Here is a 13,509-nt window from a genome sequence, read left to right on the forward strand (position 1 = left end):
TATTAGGCGTGTGAATATGAACATAAGCTGAAAGTGTTTTGCGGTTAAATATTTATTTATAGCCAAGTTTTAAGAGAAGTAATAAATCTATCGCATTGAAAATAAAGACTTAAACTGAGTGTGCAAAGCTGATGCTAAATTTGGCACCACCTAAGGTTTCTGAACGAGAGACAGAAATTCTGCCGTTATAGCTGTCGACTAAATCGCGCACGATAGCAAGCCCAATACCATTACCTTGAAGGTAGGAGTCTGCGCGAATACCACGTTCAAAGATTTGATTTTGCAGGGCTTCACTGATCCCTGGGCCATCATCTTCGATACAGATTAGCAGTTGATAGGCATCGCCTGTGACCGTTAATGTCACCGTAGACTTCGCGGCTTTACAGGCGTTGTCGAGTAAATTGCCTAGAATTTCAGTCAGATCTGCTTCATCCCCCTTGAATACTGCGTGTTCTACCATCTCGCCGCTGAGATTGATTTGTGGCTCTCGATAAATTTTAGCTAATGTGCGTAATAACTTAGCGGCGACTTCATCGACACGAATACCTAAATGCCACGAGGCCGCCGCTGCGGTTTGGGCGCGTTTTAGCTGGTGGCCAATGATCCGGCTGATCACTGATACTTGCTCACTGGAGGATTCGCTTAAGTCGGCCTGACTCTTGATCACCGCCAGTGGTGTTTTGAGGCTATGGGCTAGGTCGGCCAAGGCATTACGATAGCGTTTTCGTTGGGTTTGTTCGGTATTGAGCAAAATATTAAGCTGCCGAGCAACCGCTTGTAATTCAGTGGGGTACTGGCTACTTAGCTGCATCGACTTACCTTGCTCGACGGAATGTAACTCTTGGGTAAAGCGTGCTAAAGGTCGTAACGTCCACAGTAACCAACTTAATTGAAACACTAACATGACTAACATTAAGATCAGCAGCCAAGTCCAAAGCTGTTGATTAAACTGATCAATTTGCTGCTGAAATTCTCGCTCGTCTTTAATGATGTGGATTGTCACTGGCACGTTTTGATTTTGGCTGGCAAAACTGACACTAAAGCTATAAATCAAATGGAGTTGATCGGCGAGCTCGATTTGCTCAAATGCGCTTTGACCTGTGGCTGGGATGGTAAAATGTGGCGGTGGCGTAATCCCCATAAAAGATTGCGAGTGCCACACTATATCTTGTTTGCCGCTGGCGTCTTCAGTGGTTGCAATGGCATACAGTCCTGATTGAATGAGGTTAAAACGATTCTCTAGCACTAACTCTGGGATAGATATTTGTTTGTTTTCGACTTCAGTCACCGCGAGAATTGAATAGACATAGGCACTGAGTTCATTCTTGGTTGCGCTTTTAACTTGTTCAGTAAAGGCATCGTTTAAGGCAACGCCGATCAAGGGTAATAACACTAAGATAAATAATAGCGCGCTGGCAACTAAGCGTGCTTTTAGGGAGTTCAGCACTTGCCACGCCATGGCGCGTTTACTCATCGGTTGCTTGCCCAGACGTTAACGCTTTTAGGCGATAACCTTGGCCGCGCAGGGTTTCAATCAGGTTGTATTGATTATCAGGATCGAGTTTTTTGCGTAACCTGCGGATAAAGACTTCGATGACGTTAGAATCTAAATCAAAATCCTGATCGTAGATGTGCTCTGTGAGGACGGTTTTTGATTTGACTTCGCCCTGATGCAACATAAAAAATTCGAATAACTTGTATTCAGAGCCGCTGAGGTTAACCAGTTCTTCGCCTTTACGTACTTCTAGACTGCTGGTGTTAAGGCTAAAGGGGCCGTTGTAGATCAGGGGGCTGGCCTTACCGGCGGAGCGACGGATCAGGGCTTTTAGTCGTGCGATGAGTTCTTGGGGATGGAAAGGTTTCGTCAGATAGTCGTCGGCACCGGCATCGAGTCCTTCAACCTTATCTTGCCAACTGTCCCTTGCGGTTAAAATCAGGATAGGAAAGTCGCGTTTTTGTTCACGCACGCTACGGATCAAGGCGATACCATCGAGTTTAGGTAAACCTACATCGATAATTGCTGCATCATAGTTGTATTCGAGCGCTTGAAATAAGCCTTCTTCACCATCACTCGCCACATCGATACTGTAATGGGCATCGAGGAGATGTTGCTTTAAGTTAGTCTGTAGTTCTATATCATCTTCAACTAGTAACAATCGCATCGTTAGTTCCTCGAGACTCGGCCCGTTGCGGCATCTACTGAAACAGAAAATACTTGGCCATCATTATTGAGGATTTTAATACGATATCCCGATCCGCTGGATTGTACGCTCAATACTTTGCCTTGAAATTGTCGTTGCGCCATTGCCACCGCTTGATCAGGGCTATTGACCGCCAGACGGCGCTGTTCATTCTTCGCACCTTGGTTACGAGGCTGATTGCGATCATCATGTCTATCATTACCTGCTATGCAACCAAAGGAGGCTGATAAGCAAGTGATTAGGGCCAAGGTCAAACCAAGTTTCATATCGGGTACCCGCAATGTTCAGCGATCTTAAGTTAATGAGTGAGATGGATAACTTATCGAGTCGACTAAGAATACCTCATCACCTTAACAAACACATAGAGATCAGCCAATTGGTTGGCACAATTCCTTCAAAATTAACTCTGACAGTTATTTTGTTATTCGTGACAGAACTGAAGTTCTGTTGGCGAGTCTATCTCTATGCTCGCGCTTGTATCGTTTAAGTTTTGTGAGTGTTACCCATTCCAGATGAACTCGGGCTGAACGTATCTTCTGGCTGAGAACAGTGAGCGTTGATGTTCAGCTTATGTTCACCTTCATTGCACTTTAATAGCTCCAATTTGAACGGGTTATCCATAGGATATTCAAGATGAACACACTCAATAAGCAAGATATGGCAGCCACAGTTAATATTAAGCTGTTTATGGCAACGGCTATTGCTGCGCTGTTTTTAGCGTCCCCTGCCGCTAGCGCTCAGCCCCGCGAACTGGAGTCATCGCAAAGCTTAACGCCATTTACTGCAGCCAGCGTTGGTATTGCCAAAAAAGCAGAAAATAGCGAGCAAGCTGCTGAGCAGGAACAACAAGCTTTAGCTTTGTTACAACAAGCCGCGCCCGCAAAAAATGTCACTGAAGTCGCCGCTGCGGCCGTGAAATCCTTGGCGCCAGCCTTATCATCCAAAGCGCCGACGGTAAACCGAGTGCAACTTATGGGCGCCTCGCCGATGACGCGTGAGCAAGTAACAGCGAAACATGCGAGCCAAGGGATTCCGAGTTCGAGTGCGACCAGTGAAGATCCCTACCGCGCACCTGTGTATCACAGCTTTTCGATTTTTGATGCCAGCAGTCGTTTGTTTGAAGACTTTGACTACGATGGGTTTTATCAAACGTTTAGCGTGACCTTCGACGTTGATGTCAATGGTTCATATCTTAATGAAAGAGCTGATTTATTTGCCGAGCTTTATCTCAGTCGTGATGGTGGCCCTTGGGTGCATTACTACACCACAGACGTATTTACCATTTACGGCGATTCGACACAGGACGATTACGAAGTGTTGACCACGCTCTACACGGGTTATGCGACGGATCACTATGATGTGTTGATTGATGTGTATGAAGTGGGTTACAGCGATATTGTTGCGACCATTAGCGCCGATGAGACCGATAGTTTGTATGCGCTGCCATTGGAGAGTAGCGATCGAGACAGAGAGCCCGACATTATCGTTGTTGAGGAAAGTGGCGGCGCCTTCTCAGTATTAGGTTTGTTATGTCTTAGTTTGTGTGCGGGGCTGCGGTTGAATCGAACTCGAGCCTAATCGCCCTTATTTCTCTCGGTGTTTATCTGCGGTAAATAGGGCTAGTATGGATGAGTTATTTTAACTAAATGGAGAAAGACATGATTGCTCAAGGTCAAACATTACCTGCTGCCACATTAGGTCAACTGACTAAAGATGGCATGGTGAATCACCAAGTTACCGAATTGTTCGCGGGTAAAAAAGTCGTATTGTTTGCAGTGCCAGGTGCTTTTACTCCAACGTGTTCTGAAGCGCATTTACCTGGCTATGTGGTATTAGCCGATCAATTTAAAGCGAAAGGCGTGGATTTGATTGCCTGTGTTGCTGTGAACGATGCCTTTGTGATGAAAGCGTGGGGCGAAGCACAAAATGCCTCTGAATTAATGATGTTAGCCGATGGCGATGCCAGCTTTACTAAAGCCTTAGGTTTAGAGATGGATACTGCCGGTTTTGGTGGCGTGCGTTCACAACGTTACGCCATGATCATCGATAACGGTGTAGTGACTCTACTGAATGTAGAAGAGCCAAAGGCTTTTGAAGCCAGTAAAGCTGAAGTTGTTTTGGCTGCTATCTAAGCGTATTTAAGACATGAAGTTTGGATGTGACCAAAGCCAGCCATTCATTGGCTGGCTTTAACTAAATCCATTTATTGTACGATTTGAATGTTGTCTGCATCTATGGTCACTTCAGACCAATCTTTATCCACTTCACCACGAATAATGACCTGAGTCTCAGGTGTTACTGTGTTGCCGCGCCATAAATCATCATCAATTTCGACCTTAATATCACCCGTAGCGTCACGGAAAATATAATCATCGTGTCCAATGGAAGAAATGATATGGCCCGTTAACTCAATTTGGGCGTCATCACTGGCATTGAGCGCGCTCACCACATCATGAATCACTTGTCTTGCGCTCGGCCCTTGGAAGCCACCCTGTATTTGAGGTTCACCCGTTGTAGGTTGAAAGCCTGCTTGGCTGGCCATAGTCGTGAATGAAAGTGCCATTGCGAAAACGGTAAGAGTCATTTTATTCATCTGTTTGTCCTTTCTATGGTTTTATGTAACTCAGCCTCAATGGCTATTACAGTGTTGCGAGCATAGTGCCAAGACAAGCGTGAAGCGGTTGTGAAGATTGGGTTTGCAACTCAGAATTTGCTAAAACGAGGTCATTTATCCAAGCTAACTTCGGTTAATGGGCATTATCTATAAACTGAACATAAGCCTGATAGCTAGCACCATCGTTTTGGGTTGAAAATGCCCAGCCCATTCGCTCGCAAATACGTTCAATAATAATTAATCCGCAGCCATAGCCTGATGTATCAGTACTTTGAGTGCTTAGTGGATTCAGTATCCATAATTGGTTGCTTTGCATCGTAATTTCAATGTTTCCGGCACTGTAATTGAAAGCATTTTTAATTAAATTACCTATCACTATGTCAATAAAGCTCAGTGGCGCCTTGATGCTCAAGCAATCTTTAAGCGTTAAGCTGTAGGTGATTTCTTGCTTGGCAAAATGCTGCGCCATTTCAGCTAAAATGTGTTCAAGGCGTGGTGCTAAATCAATTTGGCTGTAGTGCTGGGATTCAATGTCTTCTTTTCCGAGAAGTAAAAAGGCCTCGGTGAGCGTTTTCATTTGATGCCCTGCGTAATCAATACGTGTAATGGCTTTTTTGACCATTAATTGTTGAGCCTCGGTTGTCGCATTGGGGATTTTTTTGAGCAATTCTACCGAACCTTGGATCACCATAATGGGCGTGCGTAGTTCATGGGAGGCAAAACGGCTAAATTCTTGTTCCCGAGTGAAGTAGGCGGCAATTTTAGCTTTGTTGCTTAATAGGGTTTGCTCAATCTGGCGGGTTTCACGGTATGAAGTACTCGGTGTTGATGTCGGTCTTTTTGGTGATAGTTGATTGATTTTATTTTCAATCTCAGCGAGTGGACTGGATAGCAGACGTACAAAATACAATCCATACGCCATGATAAACAGGAGCAAACCTATCCCCATAATAGAGATCAAAATGTGCATTCTATCTTCATAGCTATCAAGGAAATCGTCCGCGTCATCCTTATAAACCACATACAACAGCCCTTGCCCAGAAGGATGAGCGGATATCAAAAAGTGTTTATCTTCGTCACCCAGTTGATGTTCGTAAAATCCGGTATTTTGATAAGGTTGCAGCCAAGCTGGTACAAACTCTTTGCTCCAATATGTTTTCAATTCATTGATATCGGGGAGCTGTGCTTTATCACCAAACCTTTGATAATTCTTTAGATATTCGCGAGTCTCTGTGGCCAGCGTTTGCTCGAGGCTAATCTTCTCAATTTGTTCTTCGGCGATATAAATGAGGCTCCAAAAAATGGCAAACATCAAGCTAGTTAATACTAAAAAAGTGAGGCGTATTTTTTTATATAAACTCGGAAAATGCTCAGGGGATAAGTCGGTAACCTTGGCCATGGATAGTCTCTAATTTTGAGTCTGAAAAACCTTTATCGAGTGCACTGCGTAAGCTGTATATGTGGCTGCGAAGTGAATCACTCGAAGGAGCATCATCTCCCCATACGGTATCTACCAATTGCTCTTTACTCACGATAGCGGGCGCATGTTTTAGTAACAGTGAAAGAATGGTGCGCTGAATTTTACTGAGCTTAATTTCTTTACCAGCACGGGTAACTTGATGGGTTTGCAAATTTAAACTGATATCACTGAAGCGCAAAATACCCACATCTAAACGTGGGCCACGATTATGCAGTGAATGTAGTCGTAAGCATAATTCTTCCATCGCGAAAGGTTTATTTAAAAAATCATCCCCACCTGATGTAAAAGAATCAATTTTATCCTGCAGACTATCTTTGGCGGTTAAAAATATAATCGGTGTATTACAATAAATTTCTTCACGCAGTTTTTTGACCGTATTAATACCGTCTAATTTTGGCATCATAATATCCATTATGATGACATCGTAATGGTTTTGTTGAATTAAATTGATTGCACTTTCCCCGTGATATGCACAGTCGGCAATAATCCCCTCTAGGGTTAAATAATCCATGATTGTTTCAATAACATCATGATTATCATCAACAATTAATACTTTCATAGGTTAATTCATTTCTTCACATTTGCTTGACGATCTTCATACTAAGATGCCCAGCACTGATTTAACAAGACATAATAGGGAAGAAAATGAATAAACTCTTAGTCTGTATTACGGCCATTTTGCTGGCAGGTTGCGGTGGTAATGATTCATCAACAGATACCTCTAAACCCGATCCTATCGTTCCACAACCTACGTTACCCGCAAAAATCAACGGTACAGTAACAAATATTGCTTCTGACAATAATTCGATTACTGTCAACGGATATAGCGTAAATATCGCTAATGCTAAGATTCACTATGGACAACAGCCGTTAGAGGTTAATGCCATTCAAATGGGGATGAGGGTCAAAATTGATAATGAAGGCCAACAGGCTAAAAATGTCATATTAGATCCAAGCCTTGTGGGTGAAATCAGTTCCGTTAATCAAAATACTATTGCCGTTAATGGGATTAATTTAATCGTTAAACCAGCGGACGCGACTCAGTATAAAGTAGGCGATTGGGTTGCGGTAAATGGTTATCCAACGGTAATGGGAGAATGGCAGGTTAATTCTATAAACCTTATCCCCAATTTTGCGTTTGCTGAAATTGAGGGACGTGTCTCTGGATTAAACAAGGCCACGCAACAATTCAATATCGGTTCGGCAGTGATTGATTATGTCAACGCACGTTTAGAAGGCAGCTTACAGGAAGGCGCATGGGTTGAAGTGGAAGGCCAGCAAAGTGGTGCTTCATTTTTGGCCTCTGAAGTCGAAGTGGAAGATACGGCGTCTTTTAACGATATGGAGCTAGAAGGGACTATTACTTGGGTCAACCAAGATAAAACGCAGTTTGAGCTTAATGCCCGTACTCGACTCTATGTCACTACAAATACTCAATTTGAAGATGGCAAGCAAGCTAACTTGGTTGAAGGCAAGCTAGTCGATGTAGATATTCAATCTATGCCGCAGGGTTTATGGGCCAGAGAAGTTGAATTTGAAACATCACATGATAATGGTGGAATACCTCCAACCTTAGGTAAAAAGTTCGAGCTAGAAGGTCTGGCGACACTGACTACCAATAATCAGCTACAAATTAATGGATTTACATTTGATATTGATGCCAGAACTCAATTCGATGACGGTTTAACTTTAGCGACACTTGACCAAAAATGGATTCAAATAGAAGGTGTTGAACTCGCAGACAACCAGTGGTTAGTGAAAGAAGTTGATCTTGAAGTGCGAAGCAATGAACTTGATTTGTCGGGTTTAGTGATGCAAAAGACCTTGTGGGGCTATCAAGCGACTGATGCTTCATTAACGCCATTTGAAGGCAAATGGGTTGATGTCGAATGTCAGTTCGATGGCTCTAATATCCATAATTGCCGAATCGACGATTAAACACAAATAGAGAAATTAAGTGAATAAACGTGCGGTTTTAGGCCGCACGGTTTATTTGGCTTTGCCCAATCCCCAAGCTGGTTTCAATATCTTCTACACTCTGCTGTACTTCTTGGGCGATGACCTCACTCTGCTGTGAACTGGTTTGCGCTTGTTCTTTTAAACTATCCATAGTGCGAACAAATTCATCGAGATAATCGACTTGCTCTTTGGCATTGAGTGAGCCTTGTTTGGCGGTATTAGCCATTTCACTTGCTTGGTTTTGCACTGTTTGCGCCACTTGCCACAGGCTCTGAGCACGCAGTTTCTGGCTGCTGGTGGCCTGTGCTATGCCATCGACACTCTCACTGAGGGCATGATTTGATTGGGTAAGTTGTTGCAGAATTTTCACGATCTCATTCAAAGACACTTGGGTGCGTTGGCTTAAATTACGCACTTCATCGGCCACCACGGCAAAGCCGCGACCTTGCTCGCCAGCCCGCGCAGCTTCGATGGCAGCATTAAGGGCGAGTAAGTTAGTTTGCTCGGCAATATTGCCAATCACATCAATGATTTTCGATACATCCGTCACTGAGTTATTTAGGCTTTCAAGGGACGAATGGCACAGACCGACCGCGGTTTGTGTTTGCTCGGTCGCGCTCAATACCGCCTCGGCTTGTGCTTGACTCGACTGCATTTGGCGCATGGTTTCGGCGGCGCTGTCTTCCACAAGTGCCGAAGTGTGGCTCACCTCATTGGCGAGGCTGCGGATATGCTCGGTCTGTGTTTGCGTATCGGCCACAATCGTTTGGGTGTGCTCTGTGTGTTGTGATAGCTGAGTAATGCGCGCCACCAGTTGGCTTAATGATTGAGAAACCCTAGTGATTTGCTGGCGCTGTGCCTCGTCTTCCTGTTCAAACCTGTGCAGTAACTGGTTGAAATGACCTGCGATTTGGCCCGTCTCGCAGCGACGATTAATGTCTAAACGCTCGCGGCTGTTCGATTCGCTTAATTTCATAAAAGCTTGGTTGAGACGTTTTAGCGGTTTGACGACGCGATTTTGCTGCAGGATTAAATAACCTATGGCAAACAAGGCCATGATAGAAACCATAGTGTAGAGGATCAGCTGTAACTCATATTTCAGCTGCTGATTCTTTGCCGCCTGAGCCTCACCTAAGCCAATAAGCTGTTGTTCCACATTACTAATAGCATGAATGAGTTGATCTTGCATCTCTTGGTTGGTTTGCAGCAATTGGTGGGTATTGGCGACTTCTTTGTTGTATCGATTGGCGAGACTGAGCAGTTCACTGCGGTCACTCTCGCCTATTTCAATTTGTTCCGGTTCGCTGGCACCGAGGGCAAATTCATCGGCTTCTTGCTGCTCATATACGCCGATTAACGGCAGTGCGCTGAGGGCGTCGTGCCACGTATTAAGCTCTTTGCTGGTGCTGTCTAAAATGCCCTTGAGTTGCTGATTTTTGCCGATCAGATAGCCATCGGTCAGCTGGGAAAGTTGGTAGACGATAGAAGGTAAATCGCGGCTCAATTGCAGATATTGTTCGGCGACCGCCGCATTTGTGGCTAAGCCTTTATCGGCATAACTGCCCAGACGACGGTTATAGTCGAGCATTTCAGATTCGGCGTGGGCGAGCAGTTGCCTAGGGTTGCCAGCGAGTTTACCCGCGGCGCGGTACTTGGTATCTAAATCTTGAATGAAGTTGCTTAGGCTGGCTTGCAAGTCATTGTCGGTAGCGCCCATGGCTGCGAGGTTAAGCTGCGTGAGCTGGTTCTTAATGGCGCTGAGTTTGGTTTTCGCTTGTTCAAGTTGGCTAGCGTTGCCACTGGCTAAATAGCCATCGAGATCGCGGCGTACACCGACGAGAAAATCCTGCTGAATAGCTTGTAATGTCAGTGTTTGCTGCTCAATTTGTTGCCGCTGATCACTGCTCCACAGCACTACGGCTGCTAGCAATCCCGCGAGCAATAACAACAGGGCAGAAGCAGAAAGCGACAGCGTTGAAATTTTCATTTTGCAATCTTCATAATGGTCAGAGCCAGTAACTGTGCTGAGTTTATGAATTTAGCGTGACATTAATATGACAAGCGCCCACTTGGATGTCAGCGTTGTCATTTGATTTGCAAATATGTGATCTCGCGTTATTCCAGCGGCAGCCACACTTGGGCTTTTAAACCGCCTTCGGCGCGGTTGGAGAGGGTAATTTGCCCTTGGTGTCTATCAATAATCCGTTTGATAATGGCGAGTCCTAGGCCCGAACCAACACTACCACGGGCGATATCACCTTGTGTAAATGGTTGAAATAATTTGGTAATTTGCGACTCATCGATCCCAGGACCGTTATCTTCAACGCTAAAACCGATACGCTTGCCATCGAACTGCGAGCTAATGCGGATCCAGCCAGAACCATAGCGAAAGGCATTTTCGACTAAATTACTCAGTACCCGTTTAATGGCAATCGCTTGAAATTGAGCTTCTGGGCAGTCAGTTAACACTACTTCGATTTCACCAGCGCGATTGGCTTCTGCTTGAGCGATATCTTGAATGAGTTTATTGATTTGGCCTAGCTCACGGCTGGTTTCCTGATCTTGGCGAATGTAAGCAATAAATTGGCTGATGATGGCGTCCATATCTTCGATATCATTGACTATGCCATCTTTAAGATATTGATCTTCCTCTACCATCATCTCAGAGGCGAGGCGAATACGGGTGAGCGGCGTGCGCAAGTCGTGGGAGATCCCCGCCATCAATAGCGCTCTATCCTGCTCCAGTTGCTTCATGCTGTGTGCCATCTGGTTGAAAGCATTGGTAACTTCGACAATTTCACTCGAACCTTTTAGCGGCAAGGGGTCGGGAAATTCACCGCGGGAGACTGAAATCGCGGCTTTTTGTAGTCGCCTAAGTGGGCGGTTTTGCTGGCGAGCAAACCACCATCCCCCAGCGACACTGAGTGCGCCAATCACCATTAAATAAAGGGTGAGTGGCGAAAGATCTGAAACATTTTGGCCGATAAGTGGCACTTTTATCCAAATAGAGGGCGCCTGTGGTGGACGGATCCAAATCTGTAATACGCTGCCATGGGTGACGCGGACTTCAGCATCGCCGCCAAGATATTCCGACATCTGCGATGACCAGAAACCATAGTAAGTGGCTTGCTCAATACCCGCTTCATGCGCTTGCTGTTGATTGTAGATTTTCATGCCATCGTCGTGGACTTTGGCATTAAGGGCATCGACTATGGTTAAGTGTTCGCGGCCAATATCTATGCCGTCGACAAACAGTAATTTGACTTGGCGAGCGATTAACTGATTGATTTGTTGGTAACTTGGCTTAAGTACATAGACGGCGACCGTGACGTAAGACACCAGCTGATTGATCAGTAATAGGCAACCAATCAGCATCACGGTTTGACTAAATGCGCTGCGAGGAACAAACCGCCACCAAAACTTAGCTTTCATCGTGGGCTCAATAACCGCAGGAGATTAAGATGGCAGCGCGGCTCATCGACGCGCGGCACCATCGGGTACAAACACATAACCTAAACCCCAAACCGTTTGAATGTAGCGAGGATTCGCGGGATCTTTTTCGATTAAGCGGCGCAGACGTGACACTTGCACGTCGATGGAGCGTTCTAGCGCCGAATAATCGCGGCCACGGGCGAGGTTCATCAACTTATCCCGAGACAAGGGTTCGCGTGGATGGGTGACGAGCACTTTAAGCACGGCAAACTCACCGCTGGTGAGCGCAATCGATTCGTCGCCGTGGTACATCTCACGGGTGGCTAAATCTAACGAAAACTCACCGAAGCTGATCTGTGCTTCCTGCTGAGCGGGCGCACCGGGCACATCTTGGGTTTGGCGACGCATCACGGCTTTGATCCGCGCAAGTAATTCCCGTGGATTGAAAGGTTTTGGCAGATAATCGTCAGCGCCCAACTCTAAACCAATAATGCGGTCGACTTCATCGCCCTTGGCCGTCAGCATCACGATCGGAATGGGGTTACCTTGCTGGCGCAGCCTACGACAGATAGACAGGCCATCTTCACCGGGCAACATCAAGTCGAGCACGAGTAAATGGAAGTTTTCGCGTTCTAATAGGCGGTCCATCTGCTCGGCATTGGCCGCGCTGCGCACCTGATAACCTTGCTCCATCAGGTAACGCTCGAGTAACGCTCGCAGGCGCATATCATCATCGACGACGAGGATTTTCGAGGTTTCTTGTCCCATGGGATGTCCTTTAATTGCTCAGATTGGTGCTTATTCTACTGATGAGAAACAGTTAAGATTAACCAACTGGCTGAAATTGAAAACGAATCTGCCTAATATAGCCGCATTCAACCAAGGCGACTAGCTCACCTTAGTAACTTGAATGCGATAAATGCTGACATTGATTGCCCAATGTTAATACTAAGCAAATGAAATTGCATGGGAATACTCGCGTTTATTCACGCTATAGCTGAAATTGTAACTAAATTGGCATCAGCAAAAGAGGTGATTTAAAAGCCATTATGCACAGAGATGATTTAGTGAGTTAACTTTAGCGTCCAGTCTGAGTATCATCAGTCTAATATATTATCCCGCATCAATTGTGGTCGTTTAATCCAACGATTGAGTAATGAGTATGAAAGCGCATTTGATCACCCGTCAGGGGTGGCAAACTTTAGATAAAGAATTGAAGTATTTGTGGAAAGAATATCGGCCGCAAATCACCCTTAAAGTCCAAGAAGCGGCGGCGCAGGGCGACCGTAGTGAGAACGCGGACTACACCTACAACAAGCGTTTGTTAAGACAAATTGATGGCCGAGTCAGATACTTAGTTAAGCGGTTAGAAGAATTAAAAATCGTCGATTACTCGCCGCAGCAGGAAGGCAAAATATTCTTTGGCGCTTGGTTTGAGCTTGAAAATGAAGCCGGTGATCGCGTGCGTTATCGGATCGTCGGTAAAGATGAGCTCGATACAAAATTAGGCTATATCACCATCGACTCGCCCATGGCGCGTGCCTTAATCGGCAAGCAAGTGGATGATGAGGTGCTAGTGCAAACGCCCTCGGGTCCAAAAGAGTGGTATATCAATCAGATCCGTTATACCCCTTTTGAAACTACTCTCGCCAGCGAGGCGAATTAACCACAGAGTTGCCGCTGTTAAAATAGCGGCGGTAGTCACGGGATTGCGGGAAAGATCAAACTCTCTGATTTGACCTAGGCTTTAGCATGAAACATACGGGGCGCCTGTGGTATCTTTGGCGCAATAACGACTTACTTTACAGTTAGGCACGACACTT

General features: G+C 45.4%; 13 protein-coding genes. 4 read left to right on the forward strand and 9 right to left on the reverse strand.

Annotated elements, in window-relative coordinates:
- Positions 1-109 precede the first annotated feature (109 nt).
- From KFE26_RS01930 to KFE26_RS01940, 3 genes are read right to left on the reverse strand one after another with little or no spacing between them, the layout of a single operon-like run.
- Positions 110-1,474 (reverse strand): ATP-binding protein, encoded by a 1,365-nt coding sequence (locus tag KFE26_RS01930; protein WP_105250673.1) that lies wholly within the window; start codon positions 1,472-1,474, stop codon positions 110-112.
- A complete protein-coding gene (locus KFE26_RS01935) occupies positions 1,467-2,162 on the reverse strand; it encodes a response regulator transcription factor (RefSeq protein WP_113940226.1) in 696 nt (231 codons plus the stop codon). The genes KFE26_RS01930 and KFE26_RS01935 overlap by 8 nt, the downstream gene beginning before the upstream one ends.
- 2 nt (positions 2,163-2,164) lie before the next feature.
- Complete coding sequence (locus tag KFE26_RS01940; protein WP_105250671.1) at positions 2,165-2,467, reverse strand: PepSY domain-containing protein; 303 nt, start codon at positions 2,465-2,467, stop codon at positions 2,165-2,167.
- A 367-nt stretch (positions 2,468-2,834) separates the two neighbouring features.
- Between KFE26_RS01940 and KFE26_RS01945 the strand changes: the two genes are divergently transcribed.
- Positions 2,835-3,779: a choice-of-anchor H family protein gene (locus KFE26_RS01945; RefSeq protein WP_212599488.1), complete on the forward strand. Its 945-nt coding sequence runs from the start codon at positions 2,835-2,837 to the stop codon at positions 3,777-3,779.
- 80 nt (positions 3,780-3,859) lie between these two features.
- Positions 3,860-4,333, forward strand: a complete 474-nt coding sequence (locus KFE26_RS01950; protein ID WP_113940228.1) for a peroxiredoxin — start codon at positions 3,860-3,862, stop codon at positions 4,331-4,333.
- A gap of 71 nt (positions 4,334-4,404) precedes the next feature.
- On the opposite strand, the gene KFE26_RS01955 is transcribed toward KFE26_RS01950, so the two are convergent.
- From KFE26_RS01955 to KFE26_RS01965, 3 genes are all read right to left on the reverse strand, one after another.
- Complete coding sequence (locus KFE26_RS01955) at positions 4,405-4,794, reverse strand: YgiW/YdeI family stress tolerance OB fold protein (RefSeq protein ID WP_113940229.1); 390 nt, start codon at positions 4,792-4,794, stop codon at positions 4,405-4,407.
- A 154-nt stretch (positions 4,795-4,948) separates the two neighbouring features.
- A complete protein-coding gene (locus tag KFE26_RS01960; protein ID WP_131525517.1) occupies positions 4,949-6,214 on the reverse strand; it encodes a HAMP domain-containing sensor histidine kinase in 1,266 nt (421 codons plus the stop codon).
- Entirely contained in the window at positions 6,186-6,854 is a 669-nt protein-coding gene (locus KFE26_RS01965) for a response regulator transcription factor (RefSeq protein WP_131525518.1), read from the reverse strand. Before KFE26_RS01965 ends, KFE26_RS01960 begins: the two co-directional genes overlap by 29 nt.
- A gap of 86 nt (positions 6,855-6,940) precedes the next feature.
- Between KFE26_RS01965 and KFE26_RS01970 the strand changes: the two genes are divergently transcribed.
- Positions 6,941-8,233 (forward strand): DUF5666 domain-containing protein, encoded by a 1,293-nt coding sequence (locus KFE26_RS01970; RefSeq protein ID WP_212599489.1) that lies wholly within the window; start codon positions 6,941-6,943, stop codon positions 8,231-8,233.
- Positions 8,234-8,270: 37 nt separating this feature from the next.
- Here the strand turns inward: KFE26_RS01970 and KFE26_RS01975 are convergent, their stop codons facing one another.
- The 3 genes from KFE26_RS01975 to ompR form a co-directional block, all read right to left on the reverse strand.
- Positions 8,271-10,241: a methyl-accepting chemotaxis protein gene (locus KFE26_RS01975; protein ID WP_212599490.1), complete on the reverse strand. Its 1,971-nt coding sequence runs from the start codon at positions 10,239-10,241 to the stop codon at positions 8,271-8,273.
- 128 nt (positions 10,242-10,369) lie between these two features.
- Positions 10,370-11,686: a two-component system sensor histidine kinase EnvZ gene (envZ, locus tag KFE26_RS01980; protein WP_198572426.1), complete on the reverse strand. Its 1,317-nt coding sequence runs from the start codon at positions 11,684-11,686 to the stop codon at positions 10,370-10,372.
- A gap of 42 nt (positions 11,687-11,728) precedes the next feature.
- Positions 11,729-12,454, reverse strand: a complete 726-nt coding sequence (ompR, locus tag KFE26_RS01985; protein ID WP_006079507.1) for a two-component system response regulator OmpR — start codon at positions 12,452-12,454, stop codon at positions 11,729-11,731.
- Positions 12,455-12,848: 394 nt separating this feature from the next.
- Between ompR and greB the strand changes: the two genes are divergently transcribed.
- Positions 12,849-13,352, forward strand: a complete 504-nt coding sequence (gene greB, locus KFE26_RS01990) for a transcription elongation factor GreB (RefSeq protein WP_105250662.1) — start codon at positions 12,849-12,851, stop codon at positions 13,350-13,352.
- Positions 13,353-13,509: the final 157 nt, after the last annotated feature.

Source organism: Shewanella sp. M16, from assembly GCF_018224605.1.
Taxonomy (GTDB): domain Bacteria; phylum Pseudomonadota; class Gammaproteobacteria; order Enterobacterales; family Shewanellaceae; genus Shewanella; species Shewanella oncorhynchi.